The 23758-nt window shown below is 44.5% G+C and carries 22 protein-coding genes; 15 read left to right on the plus strand and 7 right to left on the minus strand.

Going from position 1 to position 23758, the window contains the following annotated elements; all coding sequences use genetic code 11:
- Positions 1 to 315: 315 nt before the first annotated feature.
- Genes P0M28_RS28725 through P0M28_RS28740 form a run of 4 tightly spaced genes read right to left on the minus strand, consistent with a single transcriptional unit; the run spans position 316 to position 6311 of the window.
- Positions 316 to 2493 (minus strand): hypothetical protein, encoded by a 2178-nt coding sequence (locus tag P0M28_RS28725; protein WP_302206951.1) that lies wholly within the window; start codon positions 2491 to 2493, stop codon positions 316 to 318.
- Entirely contained in the window at positions 2486 to 3097 is a 612-nt protein-coding gene (locus P0M28_RS28730; RefSeq protein WP_302206952.1) for a DUF4230 domain-containing protein, read from the minus strand. Before P0M28_RS28730 ends, P0M28_RS28725 begins: the two co-directional genes overlap by 8 nt.
- Complete coding sequence (locus P0M28_RS28735) at positions 3094 to 5526, minus strand: N-acetylmuramidase domain-containing protein (protein ID WP_302206953.1); 2433 nt, start codon at positions 5524 to 5526, stop codon at positions 3094 to 3096. The genes P0M28_RS28730 and P0M28_RS28735 overlap by 4 nt, the downstream gene beginning before the upstream one ends.
- Entirely contained in the window at positions 5523 to 6311 is a 789-nt protein-coding gene (locus P0M28_RS28740) for a DUF5675 family protein (protein WP_302206954.1), read from the minus strand. Before P0M28_RS28740 ends, P0M28_RS28735 begins: the two co-directional genes overlap by 4 nt.
- 339 nt (positions 6312 to 6650) lie before the next feature.
- On the opposite strand from P0M28_RS28740, the gene P0M28_RS28745 reads away from it, so the two are divergent.
- The 5 genes from P0M28_RS28745 to acs all read left to right on the plus strand — a co-directional run bounded on the left by P0M28_RS28745 (position 6651) and on the right by acs (position 12676).
- On the plus strand, positions 6651 to 7070 hold the full coding sequence (locus P0M28_RS28745) for an IS1/IS1595 family N-terminal zinc-binding domain-containing protein (RefSeq protein WP_302206955.1): 420 nt from the start codon (positions 6651 to 6653) through the stop codon (positions 7068 to 7070).
- A gap of 141 nt (positions 7071 to 7211) precedes the next feature.
- Positions 7212 to 8543 (plus strand): porin, encoded by a 1332-nt coding sequence (locus tag P0M28_RS28750; protein ID WP_302206956.1) that lies wholly within the window; start codon positions 7212 to 7214, stop codon positions 8541 to 8543.
- A gap of 39 nt (positions 8544 to 8582) precedes the next feature.
- Positions 8583 to 8846 carry a DUF4212 domain-containing protein gene (locus tag P0M28_RS28755; RefSeq protein WP_302210950.1) on the plus strand — a complete coding sequence of 88 codons (264 nt, stop codon included), beginning with the start codon at positions 8583 to 8585 and terminating at the stop codon, positions 8844 to 8846.
- Between the two features lie 82 nt (positions 8847 to 8928).
- On the plus strand, positions 8929 to 10620 hold the full coding sequence (locus P0M28_RS28760; RefSeq protein WP_302206957.1) for a sodium:solute symporter family protein: 1692 nt from the start codon (positions 8929 to 8931) through the stop codon (positions 10618 to 10620).
- A gap of 157 nt (positions 10621 to 10777) precedes the next feature.
- Positions 10778 to 12676: an acetate--CoA ligase gene (gene acs / locus P0M28_RS28765; RefSeq protein ID WP_302206958.1), complete on the plus strand. Its 1899-nt coding sequence runs from the start codon at positions 10778 to 10780 to the stop codon at positions 12674 to 12676.
- Between the two features lie 358 nt (positions 12677 to 13034).
- Here acs and P0M28_RS28770 read toward each other — a convergent pair whose 3' ends face one another.
- Together P0M28_RS28770 and P0M28_RS28775 are read right to left on the minus strand one after the other, a co-directional pair.
- Positions 13035 to 13796 (minus strand): LytR/AlgR family response regulator transcription factor, encoded by a 762-nt coding sequence (locus tag P0M28_RS28770; RefSeq protein ID WP_302206959.1) that lies wholly within the window; start codon positions 13794 to 13796, stop codon positions 13035 to 13037.
- Positions 13797 to 13809: 13 nt separating this feature from the next.
- Positions 13810 to 15885 (minus strand): histidine kinase, encoded by a 2076-nt coding sequence (locus P0M28_RS28775; protein ID WP_302206960.1) that lies wholly within the window; start codon positions 15883 to 15885, stop codon positions 13810 to 13812.
- Between the two features lie 334 nt (positions 15886 to 16219).
- Between P0M28_RS28775 and P0M28_RS28780 the strand changes: the two genes are divergently transcribed.
- The 10 genes from P0M28_RS28780 (at position 16220) to P0M28_RS28825 (ending at position 23121) form a co-directional block, all read left to right on the plus strand.
- Positions 16220 to 16654: an RrF2 family transcriptional regulator gene (locus tag P0M28_RS28780; RefSeq protein WP_302206961.1), complete on the plus strand. Its 435-nt coding sequence runs from the start codon at positions 16220 to 16222 to the stop codon at positions 16652 to 16654.
- 24 nt (positions 16655 to 16678) lie between these two features.
- The gene (locus P0M28_RS28785) at positions 16679 to 17344 is read left to right on the plus strand and encodes a hypothetical protein (RefSeq protein WP_302206962.1); all 666 of its coding nucleotides are present in this window, start codon (positions 16679 to 16681) and stop codon (positions 17342 to 17344) included.
- A 73-nt stretch (positions 17345 to 17417) separates the two neighbouring features.
- On the plus strand, positions 17418 to 17879 hold the full coding sequence (locus tag P0M28_RS28790; RefSeq protein WP_302206963.1) for a hypothetical protein: 462 nt from the start codon (positions 17418 to 17420) through the stop codon (positions 17877 to 17879).
- Positions 17880 to 17958: 79 nt separating this feature from the next.
- The gene (locus P0M28_RS28795) at positions 17959 to 18510 is read left to right on the plus strand and encodes a hypothetical protein (RefSeq protein WP_302206964.1); all 552 of its coding nucleotides are present in this window, start codon (positions 17959 to 17961) and stop codon (positions 18508 to 18510) included.
- Positions 18511 to 18516: 6 nt separating this feature from the next.
- Positions 18517 to 19107, plus strand: a complete 591-nt coding sequence (locus P0M28_RS28800; RefSeq protein ID WP_302206965.1) for a hypothetical protein — start codon at positions 18517 to 18519, stop codon at positions 19105 to 19107.
- Positions 19108 to 19154: 47 nt separating this feature from the next.
- The gene (locus P0M28_RS28805; protein WP_302206966.1) at positions 19155 to 20084 is read left to right on the plus strand and encodes a hypothetical protein; all 930 of its coding nucleotides are present in this window, start codon (positions 19155 to 19157) and stop codon (positions 20082 to 20084) included.
- 126 nt (positions 20085 to 20210) lie between these two features.
- Positions 20211 to 21191 (plus strand): alpha/beta fold hydrolase, encoded by a 981-nt coding sequence (locus P0M28_RS28810; RefSeq protein WP_302206967.1) that lies wholly within the window; start codon positions 20211 to 20213, stop codon positions 21189 to 21191.
- A 5-nt stretch (positions 21192 to 21196) separates the two neighbouring features.
- Positions 21197 to 21733, plus strand: a complete 537-nt coding sequence (locus P0M28_RS28815; RefSeq protein ID WP_302206968.1) for a dihydrofolate reductase family protein — start codon at positions 21197 to 21199, stop codon at positions 21731 to 21733.
- A 14-nt stretch (positions 21734 to 21747) separates the two neighbouring features.
- Positions 21748 to 22242, plus strand: a complete 495-nt coding sequence (locus tag P0M28_RS28820; RefSeq protein ID WP_302206969.1) for a GNAT family N-acetyltransferase — start codon at positions 21748 to 21750, stop codon at positions 22240 to 22242.
- Between the two features lie 30 nt (positions 22243 to 22272).
- Positions 22273 to 23121, plus strand: coding sequence for an alpha/beta fold hydrolase (locus P0M28_RS28825; RefSeq protein ID WP_302206970.1), 849 nt, complete (start codon positions 22273 to 22275; stop codon positions 23119 to 23121).
- A 272-nt stretch (positions 23122 to 23393) separates the two neighbouring features.
- On the opposite strand, the gene P0M28_RS28830 is transcribed toward P0M28_RS28825, so the two are convergent.
- The gene (locus tag P0M28_RS28830; protein ID WP_302206971.1) at positions 23394 to 23756 is read right to left on the minus strand and encodes a response regulator transcription factor; all 363 of its coding nucleotides are present in this window, start codon (positions 23754 to 23756) and stop codon (positions 23394 to 23396) included.
- Positions 23757 to 23758: the final 2 nt, after the last annotated feature.

Here is a 23758-nt window from a genome sequence, read left to right on the forward strand (position 1 = left end):
ATAAAGTTTCGTGTCGAGAAATAAAGCCAAATTATCTGCATTTGATGTAAATCTGTTAGAGCATGTTTAAGTTTTGTTTTTGATGGCGAAAATTCAAGATTTGATTGCTGAACGAGTCAATTTTTGAGGGAATACCTGAGCTATGGCCGATAAAATTGGTGAAGTGCAGCGATTAAAGATGAATTTGCTTTGTATCAAAGCGGAAAACAGCAAATTGCACAAGCGAGGAGTTATCCTTATTCTACTGAGCGTTCCACCGTGGACGCGGGGTCGCCTTTTTAGAGCTACAGGCTAAGAATATCAAGTTAGTAGAAATTACGGAGCTGGAGAAAGAAATTTACGGAATTGATCGAGCGGAGTAAGTGAGTCAGTGTGGTAGGTAAGTTTTTTGCGTACCCACTCGCTCGCTCGGACAATGGTACCTTTACTTTGTTCGGCCTGATGGTAACTTTGCAGCAACTGAAAGTAGATGAGCAATTCTTCTGCTTGTGCTTCGGATAAATAATACTCCTTGCTTTTTGTAACCTTTAATGATTGAAAACTAGAATGGAGAATAAAAGTGAACGAAGGGCCTGCCTGAATAGCGTCTTGGGTAAGTAGCTGATTGTCAAAAAATAATTCGGGCGGTAGCGCAACGGAGGTTAGCTGTTGCCGCTTTTTATCATACACCTGGAAGCTACTTTTCAGGTTGCTTGGAGGGGTATTAGCTTGCGTAATGAAAGTATCGGCTGAAACGTACTTTCTAAAAGCTTCTGGGTTGTAGTAGAACGGATAGCGAAGTTGGGACAGGAAAGTTGTATCCCGACTTAGAACATCCTGATAGTTAATGGTGGTAGTGCTATCGGTACTCCAATAGTCGAGGATAATCTTGGTGGAATCAGCCCAATCGGTAAATGCTCGCTCATTATTGGGTAAATTTACCAAAAAGGTATCAACCACTTGTACATTCATGGTAGCTAAATGCCGGAGAGCTGCGTTGTACTCCATCATAAACTTCAGTGAATCTTCGTACCAGAACCTTGGGTCTTTGTAGGCTACTAGCTGGTGCTGATCGCTCGGTTGGGCATGAGACATATTCCAGCGTACCTGTTTCAGTAATTGACGTTCGTGTTGATCTACCGTAGAGTCCAATCCAATCTGATAGGTCAGAGTTGAAAAGTAGTTGAAGTGCTGATCGGTTCCTTCAAAGCGAAGTTTTCGTAACCTCCGGAGTGATTGTCGGCGGATGCTATCCAGTTCAGTGGTTAGTTGCTCATTGCTGGTTCGGTTGGTGACCGCCTGGGTAAGAGAGTCGACTCGGCGACTTTCTTGGGCAAGTATTGAATCAAGCAGTAGTCCTTCGTAGTAGTTGATGTACTCGTCTTGGGCAATTTCCTTTACAGTTTGAGTCAGTATATCATTATGAAAATGCACTCGTTGGATTTTTTGCCCGGTAACTAGAGAAAAGAAACTTTTGAGGGTTTCGGCACCCTGCTGCTGGGCTTGATCGATAATTTGCGCTTGGTGGGCGTAAAATACTAACTTTTGAATGCAGTGCTCTTTTACTCGCTGGGCATCTTTAAAGTTTACAGGGCCTTGGTAATTAATGATATCGAATCCGGGTACGCCTCGCTCAGGTATAAACCAGGGGTTAATATCGGCATCCAGAATTTGAGGTTCCAGCCCAAAGAAGTGAAGCTCGCCGGTTTCCTCGTGCAAATAAAACGAGTTTTCGTCAAGCTGATCAAAATTAAAGCCCGCTTTTACCCAGCCTCTTCCTACCAAGGCCAATTGCTTCTTACGCTCCGCGCGGGGTAGTGCCGATTTTTGCTCACCGAAAAAAAAGTCTCGGAAACTAGCCACAAATTCAAATCCATCATTAAGGTAGTCCTGAAATGCTTCATCTTCAGATGACTGTCGCCGAGTGGTTAATTCTTGGTAGAGATTGAGTAGTACTTCGGCCTCGGTACGGGCATCGGGGTTCCAGTTTTCTTTTTCCGAATGCAAATATTTATTTCGCCACAAAAACTCAATTACCGGTGAGTAAAGTGCGTGTCTTGCTAAGCTGTCAGTTAGGTTAAGAAATTCTAGCTTCTCTATGATATTGCTGCGCCTGACGTTTTGCAGGGCTTTTCTTTTCAAACCATCACTTCGTCGGTTCTCGGCCAAAAAATTTTCGCGTCGCTCTCGCTCAGGGATTTGCTGGTATTGGTACAAATCATAGAGTGCGTACTTTACCTCGACATAAAGTTCATTGGCTAGCTGTTGCGTATTGTTCTCTTCAATCAGCACAATTCTCGATTCATCTAATGATGAAATTACTTCGCCGTAGTATTCGGCCGTTACCAGCTGGCCAATTTTCTGTACTTCGGTCACCATGTTGGTGGTCGTTCCCAGTTGTAATCCGCTGCCGAATATGCCGAATGGATTAACAATAAATAGCAATACCACCAATGCAATCACCAAAAGTACATCCAACAAAAATCGCCAGTTACCAAAGAGTAAGCTAATCATCAGTGGTGGGTGAGGTGAGGTTCACTTTGTCTATCAATAATTCATCACTACTGAAAGAGATATACACTTCCTTATAGTTGAGAGAACGAAGTAATTGCCGAAGCAAGGTGCGGGTATGGTTTTGCGTAGTCTCCACAATACCCATGTATTCCAGGTTATTACGAATATCTAGCTCAGCATTCCGAAAAAACAGCTCCTGATCAGCCACACTAATGCTATTTAAAAAGGTTTTGGGATCAGAAATGACGGAATCTTCCTGGAAGCTACTGGGAGGATACGAAAAATTAATAATTTTTACCGGAGGCAATCGTAACGTAATTTTCTGCCCCTCAATCTTAACATCACTTTCTCCGATTTGTGATAAGTCAACTCCGGCTTTAATTTTGGCTTGAGAGTAGGCTAAAAATCGGGCCTCGTTAAGCTTAATGAACCAAGCAATCTTTTTGGTTTTGGTGCCGTGAACAATTTTCTCCACGGTAAACTCGGTAGTGGCCAAATCGCTGGCTTGCTGAATTTTTCCTACGACCAGGCTACGATCTTCTGGCTGGCAGGCTAGAAGAAATACAATAATTCCCCAAGGTAGAAGACGACGAAGCGGTATCATACGCTAAACTTCTGGTTGATTTCTCGTATAATTGAGAAGAGGCAACGGGCAATCCGGCGCTGGCCTTGCGAACTTAGTAAGAACTCGGCTTCCAGGCGATTATCGTAAAAAAGATTTTCTACTAAGAACGCGGAACCCCGGGTTTTACGCAGTACGTAAAACGTCTCGCTTTGATGCTTCTTCTCTTTGTCTTCATCGCCGTCGGTCATATCCTGCCGAAACTTGAATTCAGGAAACTCTCGCTTATACCATTTGGCAGCAATGGTGGCTAGCTCGTCACTGGTAGTCTGTCCTACACTAGTCCATACTTCAAAGCCTGAAGCGTTTTTTCCCGTTCCGGAAGTTTGGTTACTGGCCGCATTACTGTGAATGGATAAAAGGTAGTAATTTTGATTGCGGGTGTATAGCTGATTGGCTACGTTCACTCGGTCAGTTAAGCTAACATCCTCCTCTTCGTCAACCGTAAGGTTGTGGTAGGGGATACCTGCTTCGTCGAGCAACTCAATAAGCTGCTGACCAATTTTTCGGTTAATAACTCCCTCAAAAATTTGGGTGCCATCCTCAAAAGTATATTGCTTTCCCTGGGTATTGTACTGGTTGTCCGACATGCCACCGTGTCCCGCATCAATAATAGGTATAAATCCGGTGGGTGTTTCTTCTTTGTCTCCCGAATATATTTCTACGTATTTGCGGTAGGCGGTTCTTAGCTTAAGGTCGTACTGGTTACGTTTGTAGCCCGAGCCATTGTATCCGAACGCAAAGCGATCCCAATCGTAGTTACCCCGATTTTTTTCCGAGATAAAATCCACTAAGGGCGTTCCATCTACTTGCTTGGTTTTAATAAATGCTAGAAAGTCGAGGAAGTGATGGTACTCTGATACTTCTTGTTTACGCTCAAAGTCTTCGTAATCACGATAGTACAGGTCATCTTGAGCAGCACCTTTCCTGACTCGTTCTCTCAGATTATGCTCCAGGTTTTCGCCTAACATCTGAAACAATCCCCAAGAAGTAGCGTACACCGCCGACTTAGCATCGATAGTCCGAGCTAGCTCTAGTCGTCGGTACTCATCTTCTCCTCCTAAGTAGTGCTCGGTGGTCCAACGAGAATATACAATTGAAGGGTGCCTACGTTGCCAATTCTTTATTTCAGCCTCTGTAAACCCCTGTTTTTTCAGCCAGTACGAAAAACGATGACCTTCAAAGAGAATTTTGGGCTTTCCGTTAGGCAGATGACCCTGCCCCGATGATTCAACTTCTACTACCGCTCGCACCACGGGCATGGTAAGTTCAATTCCTTCTTCTTCCTTCAGTTGGGTTAAGGCTTGTTTTATCTCTTCGTCGCTTAGTACTTTACTGTGTATGTTATCTCGCACCTGTACAAACCCACCCTGTAGTTGAACGGGCAGGGGCGACAAAGCTGATTCTGAAAGCTGATTTCGGACTTGCGTGAGTGGAGTAGGGGATGGCTCCGGTTCTCCTTCTAGTTGATCCATTTCCCAGTTTTCTAACTGTAGCAATTGATCATCAGACTCTATTCCTGTGGTTGAGAAACCGGTTGCTGGTTCTCGGGTAGAAGGTTGCTTAGATTTAATCCAATTGCCTTCTTCATCTTTCACTTCGGGGGCATTGGTCGTCCACCGACGCTGTAAATACTTGAGGGATTTATCCCCGAAGTAAAAAGCAATCATCATCAAGAAAGCCGTTTCAAAAAATTCAAACTGCTGACGAATAAGGGCTAGTTGGTTTCCGGTGTAATACTCATTTCCAAAGCTGACAATGAGTAAAGAAAGTCCGCCTAGCAGTAACGTAAAAGCAATCATGCCGCGAACCGTACCGGGGGGTAATCCGAAGGTTTGGCTACGGTAAGGGTTTTTGTCAGGAGCTTTTACATCTTCTGGGTTTACCGGAAAACCCATCTTTTCTCGCTTGCGGGCCGACTCAATTTTCTCCCAGTCTTCGTCGGTTAGGCCGTAATTGATATTGTAGTGGTAGACCGACCACATAAAGTAGCGAAGGAAGACCGCTACCCAAATTACGGAAACGACAAGTCCGAGTGCCTGAAACAAATTTTCGTGATGAAGGTATACCAGTAATGCTCCTACCAGCCCTACCAGCGTAAGTACAATTGTTAGCAAGCGTGTTCCGGTAAAGAAAAAATTGTGGTGTGGGTTTGGTCGCCCATCGGTACCCAAATAACTTGTTCGGAGATGTCTAATGCTCAGCCACATAGTAGTTCCTACCGTAGCGATAAGAGTGATCCCGATAAATACTCCGCGTACGTCGTCTTTAACCCCCCAAGCTATTAGCAAGATTAGAAATAGCGCGATAAGCAGTGTCCCACCGAGTTGAATAAGTAAGATTTTTGTCGGTCGCTCAGAAAACCGATTAGTGAGTCGCTTAAGCCAGGTCGAGTCCTCAGAATTTTTCATATAGCTTGTGGTTGGAATTGCTCAAACCAGTCTTCGTCTACGATACGAATTGTTACTGCTTCCTTGATTTGAAGCAGGGCGCTAATCTTTTTGTATAGTCGCTCGAAGGCTAGGCGAGAATCAGTAATCATTTTATGAGAAGAGGAGGCATTTACTCCATCGGCAATAAGTAAGCAGCCATCGGTATCAGTATGTGTATTGCCAATATGGATGTAAATATTTTTGAAGCTAGGTACGTCTTTAAGTTCCAGATGATACGTAAACCAGGGGAAGCGTTGGCGATAGCTTTCCGTAAGGGGGGTATCTTGTTTTCTGTATTCAATTTGGTAGGTTCCGGAAGGAATACGGGTTTTACCCGCTACTTTCTCTGGTTGATGCGTATCTTCTAAGGTGTACGCAAAGAATTTCTTATTTAAGAAAATCAACCCTAATGAAGTATGGCCATCATCCAGGTAGCGCAAAACTGTCATAATACTGCCCGATGCAAGATTATTCACTCTCTCTTCCTGTTCAAGTTTGCGTTCTAGCTCTACCACTCGTTGCGATAGTGGATTATCAATAGCTAGAGAAGGGGAGGTAACCGTAGAAAGCGACTTTGTTCTATTGGATTGGGGGTTTACGGAAGCTACGATAGCTTTAAATCCCTTTTCCAGTAATAAAATAACGTAGCCAATGAAACCAATTATCCAGAGCCATATTTCTTCCAGCAAGGTTGGGTTTGCTAAAAACAGAAGTATTACCGTGGTAAGAAGGGCTACAAAAAGTAAAGCTGCAACGTGTTTCAAAGTTGGTAGTTGGTGTATCAGTGGCCGTTAAATATAAGAATATATGTATATCAACAGCCCCAGTGCTTTTTCAAAGTAGAGTACAGGTTTATTTATTAGTAGTTTGCCAACTCAGAATGTAACCAAATTTAAGAATTGAGTGAGAAGCTGTTTTAGTTATTAGCTCGAGAGTGAGAGCAACGAGTTTTGAAGCAAAACAACACTCTGTTATTTCTAAATTGTTAAAAAAAGATATAGTCAAAACCCTATTTTTGGCTTTTTTTAAAATACTACCCTTAAAACATTGCTAATTTGCTATATATATGCTAAATAGATATAGATAACTAATCTACCTTAGCATTGACCTATCCTGAGTGCCCCCGTTGCCAATCTACTTCCGTAGTGAAAAGTGGCATTGTGAACGATAGACAACGTTTTAAATGCAAACGCTGTAAATATTCATTTACTGTCAACAAGCTAGGTAAGCAAATTGATAGCTACTACGTCATCAAAGCATTGCAGCTCTACCTGGAGGGAATTAGCTATCGTGAAATTGAGCGGTTGCTCGGAGTCAGTCATGTTTCGGTAATGAACTGGGTACGCAAATACCGTATTAAAGCCCCCACTCAGCAAGACTACCGCCCCACTTATAAAGTCCTTAATCACGCTGAACTGAGCACATTTTTTTCTCAACCCCACAATCTTCAAGGAGCCGGTATGATTGTAACCGAAGTGGGTGATAAGTATATGCTCATTAAGTGGGAACGGTTTAAGGATTAAACGGGCTCATGTATATTAGTTAGCAAATATCTCTCTGTTAACTTTTCTTCTTAACATTTTTTTTGACCTTTCTTGAGTCACTACGACGGGCGCCTTTAGTTCATTGCTAATTACTTTCTCAACCTCAAATGCAACCATCTAATGAAAAAGTACCAGCCCCTTCTATTCGCTACTTTATTGCTATTGACTAGTGGACTTTCAACTCAAACTGCTTACGCCCAAGGTGAACAACTTGAAGAAAAGTCAAAGATAAACTACAGCTACAAACCACTCACCCTCAACCTTAGCGACGATGGCTTAGCCTATATCCGATTTATTATCTGGAATCAGCTATGGTTACAAACCAATAATTTAAGTGGAGATGAAAATCTGCGAATCACTCCCCAAATTCGTCGGGCGCGGATTTTGGCATTTGCCCAAATCTCACCCCGCTTTCTAGTACTGTCTCACTTCGGAATGAATTCTGAGTCTCCTGCTGGACTAGACCCTTTGGGTGAAAATACGAATGTCTCTCTATTCTTTCACGGTGTGTGGGGCGAATACAAACTCTTTGATAACCACTACGCTGGCTTGGGATTGCACTACTGGAATGGCTTATCACGTCTTACCAGTCAATCTACGCTAAACTTTATGACCTTAGATGCCCCCATCTTCAACTGGGCACAGCTTGGGTTGTCTGATCAGTTTGCCCGCCATCTGGGTGCCTACGCCAAGGGCGAAGTAGGCAAATTTCACTACCGGGTATCGTTGAACCAATCGCTACAGAGCAGCTTAGACGTAACCCGACGCGGTAGCGTTGCTGAGGGAGCTGCCCGCTACGGAGGACGATTTACAACGGATAGCTTACGACGAGCTAACAGTGAGTTGGAGGTAGATAACAATGCCTTCGTAGCCCAAGGATACTTCAACTATAATTTCCTAGATATGGAATCGCACAAGCTTCCTTATTTTGTGGGTACATACTTAGGGACAAAGAAAATCTTTAACGTTGGCTTTGGCTTCTTTCATCACCAGGGGGGAACCGTTACGGGTACAACGGAGAATGACTTTGAGTTTTATAATGTCAATCACTTTGCTATCGATGCTTTTTACGACGCGCCTATCGGGAATAATGGTTCTGCGGTTAATGCATTACTGGCTTACTATAATTATGACTTCGGCCCTAACTACGTGAAAACCGCCGCAAATCCGGCTCGAAGTATTGCTACCGGTAACCTGTTTTACGCTCAATTGGGCTATCTACTGCCCGGAGAAGGTACCCAAGACCGCTTTATGCCCTACGTGACCTACGCCAACGGTGATGCAGAAGCTTTTGATGCTAACTCTCAAATTTTTAAGCTGGGTCTTAACTACTTTATGAACGGACACAACAGCAAGTTAACGCTAGAATACCAAAATACGCAGACCCCTACGGGCGGAGAACAAACGGCAGATGCAGACATCCTTACCTTACAACTTCATGTATTCTTATAAAAATTTGATAATCTTTACACCTAACTAAATCTTATAATGATGGATAACTCACCTAAATCGCTCAAAAATTACTGGAAAAAGAATGTCCAGTACCTATTGATTCTACTCAGTGTTTGGTTTTTAGTCTCCTACGGATTTGGAGTCCTGTTTGCCGATGCGCTGAATAACATACAGTTTGGTGGCTTCAAACTGGGCTTCTGGTTCGCCCAACAAGGTTCCATCTACGTTTTCGTGATCCTCATCTTCGTATACGTCAGCCTGATGAATAAGCTCGACAAAGAATTCGACGTAGACGAGAAATAAACAATATAATGACTAATGATTGATGAGTAATGATTAATAAACCTCATCAGTCATTAATCATCAACCATTAATCATTACAATCATGGATGTACAAACTTGGACATATATTCTAGTAGGGCTCACTTTTGCCCTCTATATTGGTATCGCTATCTGGTCAAGAGCCGGATCTACCAAAGAATTTTACGTAGCTGGCGGAGGAGTTTCGCCTCTCGCTAACGGCATGGCAACCGCCGCCGATTGGATGTCAGCCGCCTCCTTCATCTCAATGGCCGGACTGATCTCCTTTATGGGCTACGACGGTGCCGTTTACCTTATGGGCTGGACGGGTGGCTACGTGCTACTAGCTTTACTTCTGGCTCCTTACCTGCGGAAGTTCGGTAAGTTCACCGTACCTGATTTCATCGGTGATCGTTACTATTCTAATATGGCGCGAACCGTGGCCGTGATCTGTGCTTTATTCGTTTCTTTTACGTATGTAGCCGGACAAATGCGCGGGGTAGGCGTGGTATTTTCCCGCTTCTTGGAAGTAGATATTAATCTGGGTGTAATCATCGGTATGGCAATCGTATTTTTCTACGCAGTACTGGGTGGCATGAAAGGTATTACTTACACTCAGGTTGCTCAATACTGCGTACTGATCTTTGCTTTTATGGTTCCGGCTATCTTTATTTCTATCCAACTTACCGGACATATTTTACCCCAAGTAGGTTTTGGTTCCACGCTGGCAGGCACTGATACTTTTTTGCTTGAAAAGTTAGATGGACTAAATCAAGAACTAGGGTTTGCTGCTTACACCAATGGTAGCAAAAGTGTGTTTGATGTATTTTGTATCACCGCAGCGCTCATGGTAGGTACTGCCGGGCTACCCCACGTGATTGTCCGCTTTTTCACCGTGCCTCGCGTGAAAGATGCCCGTATCTCGGCAGGTTATGCGTTAGTCTTTATCGCTATTCTGTACACCACTGCTCCTGCAATCTCCGCCTTTGCCCGCACCAATATGATTAACTCAGTATCTAATGTTGCCATTGATGAATTACCTAGCTGGGTTACCAACTGGCAGTCTACTGGCCTAATTACGATTGAGGACAAAAATAATGATGGTTTGGTGCAGTACGTAGCCGATGCGGAGCAAAACGAGTTTATACCTGACCGGGATATTATGGTGCTAGCCAATCCGGAGATTGCTAACCTTCCTAACTGGGTGATTGCCCTAGTAGCGGCTGGGGGACTGGCAGCCGCCCTATCGACCGCAGCTGGACTACTACTGGTTATTTCTACTTCTATCGCCCACGATTTGGTGAAGAAGCAGCTTAAACCAGATATTTCTGAGAAGGGTGAGCTTTGGGCAGCCCGGGGTGCAGCAGCCGTAGCGGTTTTTGTTGCGGGTTACTTTGGGGTGAACCCTCCCGACTTCGTAGCGGCAGTCGTGGCCTTGGCTTTCGGACTAGCCGCCGCCTCGTTCTTCCCGGCTATCATTATGGGTATCTTCTACAAGCGAATGAACAAAGAAGGAGCCATTACCGGAATGGTGGTTGGCCTACTGACAATGATTTTCTACATCCTGAAGTTTAAGTTTGGATTACTAGGCGGTGGCACTGCTGAAGACTGGTGGTTTGGTATTTCTCCCGAAGGCTTTGGCTTTATAGCAATGCTAGTCAACTTTGTGGTTTCGCTCGTGATATGCCAGATAACGGCCCCACCTCCGGCTGATGTACAAGATTTAGTGGAAGACATCCGCTACCCACGTGGTGCCGGGGAAGCCGTCGCCCATTAGCCTCAGGTTGCATCCTTTCCTAAAAACGTGCATATTGGGCAGAATGAGTAATGACTGATGCCGACGCGGCGCGGAGTAATGATTAGTAGGCAATTATTATTTATCCGCGTAGCAGTCATTGTTCATTCATCACTATTCATTAATCATTACAAAAGCTATGAGCAACAAAATACAAACCCTAGGCGGCTACATCCACGAGTATCAAAAAAGTGTACAACAACCTGAACAGTTCTGGGCTCGAGTTGCTGAATCATTTTACTGGCGAAAGAATTGGGATGAGATAGTTACCTGGAACTTTGATGAGCCTAACGTAAAGTGGTTTGTCAACGGCAAACTGAATATTACCGAGAATATTCTCGAGCGTCATCTGTTCACCCAAGGTGATCGTCCGGCCATCATTTGGGAACCAAATAACCCCGAAGAAGAAAATCGTACCCTCACTTACCGCGAACTACACGAACAGGTTTGCCAGTTTGCCAATGTGCTCAAAGAGCAAGGCGTACAGAAGGGCGACCGAGTGATTATTTACATGCCAATGGTGCCCGAATCGGCAGTAGCGATGCTGGCTTGTGCCCGAGTTGGCGCAGTGCATTCGGTAGTATTTGCCGGGTTCTCCGCTACCTCTCTCTCCGACCGTATCAATGATTGTGAAGCGAAAGTGGTACTAACTTCCGACGGTAATTTCCGGGGTAAAAAAACCATTCCGGTGAAAGCCGTAGTGGATGAAGCACTAGAAAATACCAGTTCAATTGAGCGAGTGATTGTACTGAAGCGTACTGAAACTGAAGTTACCATGCAGCCCGGTCGAGATCTTTGGTGGCACGAAGTAACCGAAGGTGTGTCGAGTGAGAACAAAGCTGAGGAGATGGACTCGGAAGATATGCTGTTCATTCTGTATACCTCTGGTTCAACGGGCAAACCCAAAGGAGTGGTACATACTTGCGGTGGCTACATGGTATACACCCACTACACCTTTGAAAACGTCTTTCAGTACAATCGGGGAGATGTTTACTGGTGTACCGCGGATATTGGCTGGATTACCGGGCACTCTTACATTGTTTACGGCCCTCTACTGGCCGGAGCAACTACGCTGATGTTTGAAGGCGTTCCCACTTATCCCGACGCCAGTCGTTTTTGGAAAGTGGTGGATAAGTATCAGGTGAAACAGTTTTATACCGCTCCAACTGCTATCCGTGCCTTACAAGCCTATGGGCTGGAACCTTTACAAGACTGTTCGTTGAAATCGCTCAAGGTGATTGGCTCGGTAGGTGAACCCATTAACGAAGAAGCTTGGAACTGGTACCGCGACCATGTAGGTAAAGGAAAGTGCCCCTTAGTAGATACTTGGTGGCAAACTGAAACCGGAGGTGTGCTGATCTCACCTATCCCGGGAGTGACTCCTACCAAGCCGGGTTACGCAACCTTACCCCTCCCAGGTGTTCAACCCATTATTGTTGATGCTGACGGAAAAGAATTAAAAGGTAACAGTGTGCAAGGAAATCTGTGCATCAAGTTTCCTTGGCCTTCTATGCTCCGCACTACCTACGGAGACCATGAACGCTGCCGCCAAACCTACTTCTCGACCTACAAAGGACTCTACTTTACCGGAGATGGGGTGAAACGAGACGAGGACGGGTACTACCGAATTCTGGGTCGAGTAGACGATGTAATCAACGTATCTGGTCACCGTATGGGAACTGCTGAGGTAGAAAACGCTATTAACGAGCACCCTAAAGTGGTAGAATCTGCCGTAGTAGGTTACCCGCACGATATCAAAGGGCAAGGAATCTATGCCTACGTAATCTGTGACCTTACCGATCGTTCGGAAGAAAACCTGGCTAATGAAATCCGGCAAACCGTAAGTCAGATTATTGGCCCAATTGCCAAACCAGATAAAATTCAGCTAGTACCAGGTTTACCCAAGACTCGCTCGGGTAAAATCATGCGTCGTATTCTTCGCAAGATTGCCCAAGGAGATACCAGTAATTTAGGGGATACTTCTACCTTACTAAACCCTGAAGTGGTAAGCGAGATTATGGAAGGAGAAGCGAGTTAGAATAAAGAGCATAACATCTTAGTATTGGCTGTTGTATTCACTTTTACCTTTCGTATCATACTGAGGTATGGTGAGTAATCGAGTGGTCGACACCCGGTAAAATCCACTATTATAAGTGGAAACAATTTGCCGCTCGTTGCGACGACGATCTGTAGACTGCCGTCTAAGGTAGCCATGCTTTACTGTGTGCAAAGTCAAACGGAGGCTTTTTGGCTTTAGCGTGAAGGTCTATCAAAGAGTAGCATCTATTTCAGCTTGTAATAAAACAGTGGACTCGAAGGTAAGTCAATACCGCTCCCTGGTCTTAAACGAGCACAACGCTGATTCATGCGATCAAGATACATGCCTATCAAACTGATTAAGTCAACAAACTGAGTAGTTGTTCTTTGCGGCTGCGGGCTACGCTCACTTGAGACTGGTCGCTCATGACTACCGCCCCTCCATCGCCTCTCAGGTACTTACGAATGTGCCGGAGGTTGACCAGATGAGAGTGGTGTACTCGGAAGAATGAGTATGCCTTGAGCATCTCCTCTACCTCCTTGAGCGTGCGCGAAATGGTTATTTTTCGTTCGTCCACCAGCAAAATATCCGAATAATTACTGTCCGATTGGCAGCGGATAATATCCTGGATAGCCACTACCTCTAATCCCTCCTGGGTAGAAAAAGTAATTCGTTTGTCTTCAAGGTGCGGGCTGTGTAAAAATTGCCTAAGCGCCTGATACTGTTGCTTTTGAACAGGGTTATGCTCTACTTTTTGCACGGCAGCGATCAGCTCATCTTTGTCGATGGGTTTAAGCAGATAATCAATGGCATTCACCTTGAAAGCTTTGACAGCGTACTCATCATAGGCAGTAGTAAAAATGAGCTGAAAATCGATTGGAGCTAGTGTCTCTAACATCTCAAATGCATTCATATGCGGCATTTCAATGTCTACGAAAGCCATCACGGGCTTCTGACTTTTTAGGGCTATTAGGGTTTCTTGAGCTGAACGGTAGTGACCAATCACCTTCACCGAAGGGCAGTAATGGGTCAATTGCCACTGAAGCGTTTCCAGGCAGTGTAATTCATCGTCTACCAAAATAGCCGTGAGTGAATCAGGTTTTATGATTGGGTCAGCCATAGAAGTTTGCAACTTAGTAAGCAGTGGGGATTTCTACTATAACTCGGGTTCCAGCGGCTAAATTATCCGCATCGACTAAATCTATCAGTTGAATATCAGCTTTTTGACCCAAAAGTTCAGCTAAGGCCTTAATGCGATCCGCCGCAATTTTGCTGCCCATCGATTTCTTTTTCGTGGCCGTTTTGCTTGGTAACTGTTCTGCGTGATGACGCTCGGCGTGACGACGCTCGGCGTGACGACGTGCGGATATTGGCCGTCCTACTCCGTTGTCTTCAATCACAACTTTCAGTTTGCTCTCGTTCTCTTGTTGATGTATTGAAACGCTTAAATGACCGTCGCCTTCCGGTTTATGTAGCAGTCCGTGCCAGATAGCATTCTCGACGTAAGGTTGTAAAATCATGGGTGGTACGTTTGCGAACCGGGCATCGATAGAATCATCTACTTCGATCTTATACGTGAATTTATGTTCAAATCTTAGACTTTCCATCTCGATATAGAGGCGTAGGGCAGTTAGCTCTTCTGACAAAGGAATTGTCTGAAGGTCAGAGTTTTGCAAAATCATTCGAATGAGTCGAGAAAACTTGGTGAGATAGTCTGACGCTTTCTCCGATTGCTTTTTAAGTACGAACCAGTTGATAGAATTCAAACTGTTGAACAAGAAATGAGGATTCATCTGGGAACGCAGAGCAGTCATTTTCAAGGCGGCTGTCCGACGGGCAAAGTCCTGTTCTACCTTCTTTTCGCGGGCGCGGGTCAAGTAACCTAATGTGATGGCGAATAAAAGGACTTGGCCTAATATTCCAACTTCTACAAAGTAAGCAGGGCCACCCAGCGTGGCGTACACATCCGTAATAAAGCGGCTTTGCCAGGAAATAGAAAAAGCGTAGGCGAAGTACAAGATCATCATCACCAAAATGAAGCTATTGGCGGCTACGTAGTACCTGATAACATTCGTGCGATACGTCAGTGCCAATTTTATGTGTAGGATGATAATACCCCCAAACTCCACCAAAGAGAGCACACGAAAGGCATCCGGAAAAATTGCCAATGCATGAACTAGTTTGTCCGTTGCTTCTGCGTGGCAATTGAGCGTGTATACTCCGAGCCAACTGCTAAAAAAAACCAGGTTTGCTATGATAAAACTACGTAGGGCAGTATCGGCTATTAGGTCTTCGGCAAATAGGGAAATGATCTTTCGGGAGAATTGAAAAAAACTAGTATAACTCAGGCCAATCGCTATTAGGAATACATAATCTTGAACGTACACATAACTAGGAAATAGCTGAAGCAGTAGAAATTCTTTATCGAGCAAATAGAGGGTGATAGACGACAGAAAAATACAGTACCACAGGAGTGGCCGGGAAGGGGAGATAGCGTACTGGATTAGATGAAAGAAGAAAACAAACCAGAGTGCCCCCTGCACAAACCCCGTGAGAAAAGTATGCTGATGGGCACTTTTTTCAATCGTAGATACTGGGATGAATCGGAAGAGCTTTTGCGTATTCTTTCCGTAGATATTAGGGCCGTAAGGACTGTGGGTTTTCACATAGATTGTCGTGGTACTTCGTGGTGGAAAACGTAAGCGGAAAGTGTTTACGTAGGTAGACCTCCAGACGCTAGTAACGTCTCGCTCATCTAAGGGTAAGGCGTTGCCCGCCTGACGGACTTCCGCTAATTTTCCGTTTCGCATAAGGTAAAGCTCAGCGTATTGATGGTAACCCGTGGTCAGTATGGTTGACTGAGCTTGAAAACTCTCGTTGGTAATGTCTGACCGGAACCAGTGGCAGTAGTGACCTTGATAAACATTATAGTTACCAGGAAATGGTGCGGAGCGACTCCTGACAGATAGAACTTGATCAAAAGTCATGGTACAGCTCGTATCGGTAAGGTAAGTGATGTGTTGAATGACCAGTGAGTCACTTTTTATGAATGTACTATCATCAGTAGAGTTGACCTTAGTGGCTGGTTCTAAGTTAATAAGTCTTGATGATTCTAAGCCGGGCATCGCCATGCCGGGCATCGCCATGCCGAACATTGTTGCACTGTATGCTAAAAGTGACGTTATGAGCTGGGTCGTAAACCGTTTCATATACTAAAGATAGGGGTGAAAGCTTGATTTTACCTACGAATGAGCCAATCCCGTAATCTAGTATCCAAAATGTCACTTCTGATGAGTAATTAACGTAAAATATTTTCCAGATGTAGGTTCAGACCAGATAAGTTAGTTGATACGAAAAAAACTTGACGCCCGCAAGTTGCTCATTAGAATATACCACTGACTCATTCATCGGCTATACTGGCTCTTTTTGCAGTCTTTCTTATCCCGCTCACATGAAAGAATAATGAGCCTACATGCTGATGTAGGATAAATTTGTCCGACATTAAGTAAGTACTATCTTTAGTAAGTCATTCAACCAGTAATTATGTTTTCAAAAGCCTGTGAATACGGCATTCGGGCTACGGTTTACGTAGCGCAACAATCTCGGCAAAGTCGTCGGGTGAGTTTAAAGCACATTGCTCGGGAAATTGATTCGCCCGTAGCGTTTACCGCCAAAATCCTTCAACAACTAACCAAATATGAGATTATACGCTCAGTGATGGGGGTGCATGGTGGGTTTGAGATGCACGAAGTCCAGCGTAGTCAAATAAGGCTCAGCCAAATAGTGGAAGCGATTGATGGGCCGGATATTTATCGGAGGTGTGCGCTCGGACTACCCGGATGCAACGCGCTAAAACCCTGTCCGGTTCACAGTAAGTTTGTTACCATTCGGAACGAACTGAAGAATATGTTGGAAAGCACGTATGTCTCTGAATTGGCGGACGGCGTTGATACGGGGCTGGCTTTCTTAAAAAGGTAGTTAAGAAGAAGTAATATAAATGATATGAAGAAGTTAACGGTTTATCTTGTGATAAGCATGATGTTCTTAGCAGGTATGTCTTGTAAAGAGCAACCGGAACCACTGGAACTAGGTAATCCGGATCAGTGCCCGACGGGTCGTTTTACAACGGAGGCAATTTCAACCTCCAGCATACGTACCTTTATAGCCGAACCTCAGGAGAATGTGATACTCTACCACTGGTACATTAACGATACCCTAGTGTGGAGTTCAGACAACCGAACATTTGCGTATGACTTTTGGGCTGTACTAGATGGCAGTGTGCCGGGGGGAGCGGGCGACTACGAAATTTGTTTGCGAACTCTTACTCCGGATTGCCCGGCAGGTACTACTCCATTTTGCGAAGCCCTAGAAATAGCCGCAGTAGCCAACTGCCCCTCGGCCAATTTTACTACGGAACAGAATTCTTTCGGTCGCTTTACATTTACTGCCAATTCTGAAGAACGCGCACTCTATTATTGGTATGTCAACGGAATACTGGCCGGGGATGCCGGGAATAGCTCCTTTTCCTACGACTTTTTGCTTGACCCGGATGTAGCCACAGGAGGAAGCCCTGGAGACTACGATATTTGTTTAAGAGTAGTCACCCCGAGTTGCCACCAGGGTAGTCAACTCTTTTGTGAGAAAATTACCGTGGAATCAACTAGCTAACATCATTAACCTTTCCCTTTTAGGAGGGATATATAGCAAAACACAACCCAATTTTCACCCAAAATCTGCAATCATGAAAACCTTGTCATTATTAATTGTACTAACTGCCCTTTTTGCCTGCGATCCGGAAGATGCCGATCCGAACGATCCCAATAATGCGTCGGATAGAATTGCCGGATCAGCTTTTCATATCTTTACTAATTCTAGTCCCTGGTCCGAGAATAGCCACTCATCTTATCATAAGGTCGACTTTTGCCCGAACGGCCACTTTATGCGCTTTTTCGAGACCTCACTGATTGTTGAGGGAGGCCCCACAAATTATAATGGCGAGCGAGTCACCGGAGTGTACGCCGCCAGTAATGGCCTTACGAGTGGCACCTGGGGCATCACTGAGGTCAACGGTCAGTCTATGTTGATTCTCCAGTTCGATGAAGGGTACACTTGGGAGTATGAACTGGAAAAAATTATGGAAGGCGGCTGGAAGGTAGGAAGAACGCGCTTTGCCATGGATTGGGACAATGGGGTGTGCCAGTAGTATTGCGGAGATTTTATTAACCGGCGATCAACGGATACTTACCGTCGGATTGATCGCGATACAAACCATTTTAGATTGCATGAACATGATTTCATTAGACAAAAAAGTAAGAATACCAGCTTATTTGCACGAACTACACGGGAGTCAGGCATCAATAACCGACTTAGTAATCACATACATGGCTGCTGTAATTTCAGCTATTGTCATTTTATACTTAGCTGCCAGTGTACCCCTACCAAATTACAAATTTATTTTGTTGGGGTTATTAGCTTTAGACTTAGCAGGTGGGGTAGTCTCAAACTTTACCGAAAGCACGAATTCCTTTTATACCAACCATCCGACTAGGCGTTATTTATTTATTGCTTTACACATAGTACAACCTCTACTACTCATCTGGATTTTTCCTGTTGATGCAACAGTTATTGGTAGCATTTCACTTTACACTCTTATAGCAGTTCTTTTAATCAATAGGCTAGAAGATCATCATAAACAGCGGGGGTACGCTGCTTTTCTCATGGCAATCGGAGTTTCCTTTTCCTTTTTGGTTAGCATCTCACAGGCGGTAGTTCATCTTATGCTAGTTTTATTCATTATCAAGCTAGTCGTAGCTTTTGCCGTACGGTGGAAGTGATATGAATTGGTTCACCAAGATGCTCAAATTCTTGAAGATGGAAGGTGGAGAAAAGCTACCTATCGTGATGCCTTAAGTGTACAGTTTTCTAAAAATTTTGGGAATAAAAAGTGTTTTCCACTACAAATGCGGGAGATATACGGGTTGGAGAAAGAACTCGGGTTACGCCAAGCCGGAGTGTATGCTTCAGGGTTCAGCCCGTTTAGCGATAATTTCGCTTTTCCGCTGGCGATGCTGATCGGTTTCGTCAGTAAAAAGGCGAGCCAACGGATAGCTAGCAAACTGCTGCACATGAGTACCAAAGATTATTGTAAAAACCGTCCGAAAGTTGAGTTTAGGCTAGAAGCAGAAGGTACCAAAAATGGCAAGAAAAGAATAGTTACGCTAACCGTGGTCTCTGACGATGCATTTAATCTCACTTCCCTCGTTGTTCAGGCTGGACTAAATCAGTACTTCAGTGGTGTTTTGGCTGAACCTGGTCTCTATCTAATGGGGCAGGTAGTAGACGAAACGAAATTATTCGCTGATTTAAGACGGATGGAGATTCAGGTCGAAGAGGCGACTTCACAAGCTGGGGCTGGACTTGTGAAACAGTGAGAGGATTGATTAAGCATAAGTACTCCCAGTACAAATAATATGATAGCATGAAAATAAAACGCTTATTTGTATCACTAGCAGCCCTACTATTTACCAGTTGTGCCACGTTGCTTAACCGACCAGTCACTAACATGGTTCTGCATACCTCAGAGCCAACGACTATTGTTTACCAATCGGATACGCTTTATACCAATCACCGTAACCGATGTACCATCTTGGTTGACCGAAGTCCGGAACCAATCGAGCTATCGGTAAAGCAGGATAGCCTTTTCCAATCCATTAGCATCCCTTCTAAAAACGCTCATGCCTACTATCTGAATATCGTTTATAGTGCCGGGTTGGGTATGTTGGCGGATAAGGATCGTCCCGAACGATACGCCTACCCCCGGCGAATTTACCTCGACCTCGCCGAGACACCGCCGACTTATGATCGGTACGGTAACCAACGCTACGTGCGGGTATCTACTCCCTACGTCAATCATTTCAGACTTGCTCCAGCTAACGAGTCCGACAAGATTAATACGGGCTTTTGGGGATTCAGCTTGGGTTTAGATCATTATCACTCACCACAGCAGTATCTCAACTTTACGGTGGGTGCCGTAACCGATTTTGATGCACCTATTTTAGTGCCTTACGAAAGAGTAGGCGAGAAAGAATCTATGTTTTCAGTTTACTTCAACTTATCGAATAATCATCAGATTAGTCGCTTCCATCTGGGCTACGGACTTTCCTACGCGATCAATACCTGGCAACTACGCTACCATGACCGTTTTAACGCGCCGCCACCTACCCGTGAACCGACCACCAAAACCAGTCATGCGTTGGGTGCGGTAGTGCCCGCTTACGTGCAGCTTGGTGAGCAGTTTATGATTGGGGTCGTATATCGGCCAACCTTTTTGAGATTTAATGCGAACCCAACGTTAGCGTACGAGCACTTAATAAGTTTAGACTTTGTGTGGCGAGTACACCTTAACTAGGCCATTGCATTTGGGAAAATTAATGCGAAATCCATCTCTACGAAGTATTTTCACGTTCGATCACATAGAAGTTACAGAATACTGTGGCGAATAAATTAATGAAAGTCTACTAGTGAAATTTATGATATGAACCCACTTGTATTAATTGCCCCACTGGCAATAGGATTAACCGGAACCCTAGACTACCGACACTTCATAAAGCAACGGAAAGAAGTTTTTAACTCCTTCTCTGAAGCGGATGCGAAGTACGGAAAAGTGAAATACGTAGATATTGGCCCCAGAGATGGGCCAGTGATTCTCTTCTCCACCGGCGGAGGAGCGGGCATAGATCTGGTAGAGATGTTTGATTGGCTAGTCAAGGCCGGCTACCGAATGATTGCCGTAAATCGTCCTGGGTATTATGATCTGCCTGTCGATATTGTAGACTCTATTGCAGGACACGCGGCGATCTACCACGAAGTGATAACGTATTTGGGCATTAACGAGGTAAATGTATTCGGAGTGTCTATGGGCGGTTTGTCGTCGCTCTACTACGCCCAGTCGTATCCCACCAAATCTATGGTACTGTGGTGCCCAGTCACCGGTGAGTACTATCCCAACAAGGAGGCGGTAAACTCGCCACTTGGCAAGCTGATCATGTCTGACAAAGCTAAAGACATCATATCTTGGCTTATGACCCGTTCGGTAAATCTGTTTCCAAAAGCGATAGTCACTAGTTTGCTCAATGCGGAAGCGAAGCTGGACAAGCAAGAAATAGCTGAGATAGCTAAATCAGTAGTGCAAGACGAGGGCGAAAAGCGGCGATTGATTCAGTTTGTACATTCGTTGGCACCCATGAGCCAGATTTATCCGGGGATGATGGACGAGCTGGAAAAGGCTAAGAAAGAACACCACTTTGACTGGAGCAAAATTGATATGCCCATACTAACTTACGCTTCTCCGGTCGATAAAGACGTATCCCAGGATCATTTTGATCGTTTAAGTACTAACCTCGTGAATGGCGAAGTTAGATTTGTCCGAGCGGGAGGGCACTTTGTGTGGTGGGGGCCGGAGGGGGAGGAAGTTCGGGAAGAGACGCTAAAATTCTTTGATCGGGTAAATAAATAGCAGATATGAACCACCGAAAACTTATCCTTTACATTTCCTGCTCCTTAGATGGCTACATTGCCCAACCGAACGATGACCTGAGCTTTCTGGATCGAGTCCAAAAAGAAGGGGAAGATTACGGATACGACAACTTCGTTTCAACGGTTGATACCGTTATTGTGGGAAGAAAGACCTACGATTGGGTAGTTGGGCAAGGGTATGACTTTCCGCACGCGGACAAAGAATCATACATAATTACCAGAACACCAAGATCAAAAGAGGGAAACATAACTTTTTATACGGATGATTTATCCGCACTGGTACGTCAACTCAAATCCAGGGAAGGAAAGAACATCTTTTGTGATGGTGGAGCAGAGATTGTAAATCAGTTACTCCAAGAGAAGCTGTTCGACGAGCTGATTTTATCCGTTGTTCCGGTACTCGTTGGTGATGGAACGAGGTTGTTTCAAGATGGAAGACCTGAGCAAGTACTCGATCTTGTATCGACCAAAAATTTCGATACCGGGCTGGTTCAACTTCATTACACAATGAGAGAAGAATGAAAAGTAATTTAAATATGGTAACAATACGAAAACTACGCGATGGCGAACAGGCATTTCTGGCTGAGATGCTTTACGAAGCACTATTCGTTCCGGAAGGCCATGATAAGTTCCCCCAAGAAATTATCCAAGACCCAACGCTGGCTAAATACATCGTTAACTGGGGCACCGATGCATTGGATATTGCTTTAGTAGCTGAAGAAGACGGCGAGTTAATCGGAGCCATTTGGGGACGAAGATTTACCCGAGATAATGCTGGTTTTGGGTTCGTTGATGAAGAAACCCCCGAACTAAGTGTAGCAGTAAAAGAAGCGTGGCGGGGCAAAGGCATTGGTACCAAGTTGGTTCAGGAAATTGGCAAAGCCTACCGGGAAGTGGGCGTCAAAGCGCTATCGCTTAGTGTTGATAAGAAAAATCAAGCGTATGAGCTTTACAAAAAAATGGGTTTCGAGATCGTCAATATGGTTGCTGACACTGAGACCTCAGTGGTGATGAAAAAAGACTTGGATTAATCCAGCAATAGGTCTGATACCCATACATTGATGGAGATGCTTACCGAGAATATCGTAAAAATGGATGAGAAGCAGGTTACTTCAGAAAGAGGGAAAACATATTATTGGATCAAGAGAAATGAGACCAATCCTTCTGCTGATTGTGTAGTTTTCAGTCATGGGCTTACAGCGGATCATACCTTGTTCGACCAGCAGATTGACTTCTGGAGTACCACTTATACGGTAATTACCTGGGATATGCCGCTGCACGGTGAGTCAAGACCTTACGAGAACTTCACCTTGGGTCACGCTGCTGCCGAGCTAAAAGCAATATTAGCCGCTGAAAAAATTGAGAAGTGCGTCTTAATTGGCCAGTCAGCGGGTGGCTATGTGAGTCAGGTATTCATTCGGGAGTATCCTCAAATGGTAAGCGCATTTATTGGTATTGGTACTACTCCTCTGGGGGCGAAAAATTACAAAAAGTCAGACCTCTTCTGGCTCAAGCACTTTAGCACCATTGCCCGATGGTACCCCTACCGTTGGTACTGTCGCGCTGCGGCCAAAGCTGCCACGCACACCGAAGCAGCCCAACAAAATTTTTACCGAGCTCTTGTCAAACTGGGAAAAGCGGGCATGTTGAAAGCAACCAAGCAGGTTTATACCGATTTTCTACGGATCCAAACCAATACTGAGTTTAGCTGTCCGGTGCTGCTGGTCATCGGTAAACATGATACCACGGGACTAGTACGTACATATAACCAGCATTGGGCCGAAAGGACAGGATTTCCGCTCGTGGAGATTGCTGAGGCCGCCCACAATACGAACTTTGACAATTACGAAGATTTCAATCAGGTAGTAAAAGACTTTTTAGATAGACGTTGGAAGAAAAAGTCAAGGTAGCCCTGTATTGCATCTTCCAAAGCTAGTTTTTTATTCAATATAAAGTCGGATAACAGTGAAGAGGTAAATACTTTGCTTATGGAGCCTATCTCAAAGGCACTACGGTGATTTTCACTTTTAATTTGCCCCTTGGTGCAACCTGACAAAAAAAGCCCAGTCAATAATACTGAGTATTTTTTCATAGTGGCTGTTTACTTTTACCTAAATGATCAATGCGGAGATAAATTAGTTGTAAGGTAAATTATTATCATTTGCGCGAAGATAGATAGGGTTTAGGATAAGTCCTTTACTTGTTTTACTAGTGTTCGAGTGGAGAAGGGCTTGGTAATGTACAAATCAGCTCCGGCTTCGTATCCTTTCTGGATGTCATCTTCTTTACTTTTAGCACTTAAAAAAATGATGCGGGTATGCGAGTAATCAGGTTGGGATTTAAGAAAGTGGCAAACTTCGTAGCCATCTACTTTGGGCATCATAATATCTAGAATAACAATGTTGGGCTTCTCCTGCTGAGCAATGTCCAGTGCCTCTTCGCCATTGCGGGCAATAAAAACCTCGTAGCCATTTTTCTTCATTAAAAAATCTAAGGAGAGCAAAATATTTGGTTCGTCATCTACTAGTAAAACTTTCTTTTTCATTG

Origin of the sequence: Tunicatimonas pelagia, from assembly GCF_030506325.1 — a bacterium.
In the GTDB taxonomy this organism is placed as follows: Bacteria; Bacteroidota; Bacteroidia; order Cytophagales; family Cyclobacteriaceae; genus Tunicatimonas; species Tunicatimonas pelagia.

Coding starts and splice junctions, on each gene's coding strand:
- P0M28_RS28780 (WP_302206961.1), top strand. CDS start 16,220: ATGTTTTCAAAAGCCTGTGAATACGGCATTCGGGCTACGGTTTACGTA.
- P0M28_RS28820 (WP_302206969.1), top strand. CDS start 21,748: ATGGTAACAATACGAAAACTACGCGATGGCGAACAGGCATTTCTGGCT.
- P0M28_RS28750 (WP_302206956.1), top strand. CDS start 7,212: ATGAAAAAGTACCAGCCCCTTCTATTCGCTACTTTATTGCTATTGACT.
- P0M28_RS28785 (WP_302206962.1), top strand. CDS start 16,679: ATGAAGAAGTTAACGGTTTATCTTGTGATAAGCATGATGTTCTTAGCA.
- acs (WP_302206958.1), top strand. CDS start 10,778: ATGAGCAACAAAATACAAACCCTAGGCGGCTACATCCACGAGTATCAA.
- P0M28_RS28735 (WP_302206953.1), bottom strand. CDS start 5,526: ATGAAAAATTCTGAGGACTCGACCTGGCTTAAGCGACTCACTAATCGG.
- P0M28_RS28815 (WP_302206968.1), top strand. CDS start 21,197: ATGAACCACCGAAAACTTATCCTTTACATTTCCTGCTCCTTAGATGGC.
- P0M28_RS28790 (WP_302206963.1), top strand. CDS start 17,418: ATGAAAACCTTGTCATTATTAATTGTACTAACTGCCCTTTTTGCCTGC.
- P0M28_RS28730 (WP_302206952.1), bottom strand. CDS start 3,097: ATGATACCGCTTCGTCGTCTTCTACCTTGGGGAATTATTGTATTTCTT.
- P0M28_RS28725 (WP_302206951.1), bottom strand. CDS start 2,493: ATGATTAGCTTACTCTTTGGTAACTGGCGATTTTTGTTGGATGTACTT.
- P0M28_RS28775 (WP_302206960.1), bottom strand. CDS start 15,885: ATGAAACGGTTTACGACCCAGCTCATAACGTCACTTTTAGCATACAGT.
- P0M28_RS28805 (WP_302206966.1), top strand. CDS start 19,155: ATGAAAATAAAACGCTTATTTGTATCACTAGCAGCCCTACTATTTACC.
- P0M28_RS28755 (WP_302210950.1), top strand. CDS start 8,583: ATGGATAACTCACCTAAATCGCTCAAAAATTACTGGAAAAAGAATGTC.
- P0M28_RS28830 (WP_302206971.1), bottom strand. CDS start 23,756: ATGAAAAAGAAAGTTTTACTAGTAGATGACGAACCAAATATTTTGCTC.
- P0M28_RS28760 (WP_302206957.1), top strand. CDS start 8,929: ATGGATGTACAAACTTGGACATATATTCTAGTAGGGCTCACTTTTGCC.
- P0M28_RS28810 (WP_302206967.1), top strand. CDS start 20,211: ATGAACCCACTTGTATTAATTGCCCCACTGGCAATAGGATTAACCGGA.
- P0M28_RS28825 (WP_302206970.1), top strand. CDS start 22,273: ATGGAGATGCTTACCGAGAATATCGTAAAAATGGATGAGAAGCAGGTT.
- P0M28_RS28770 (WP_302206959.1), bottom strand. CDS start 13,796: ATGGCTGACCCAATCATAAAACCTGATTCACTCACGGCTATTTTGGTA.
- P0M28_RS28795 (WP_302206964.1), top strand. CDS start 17,959: ATGAACATGATTTCATTAGACAAAAAAGTAAGAATACCAGCTTATTTG.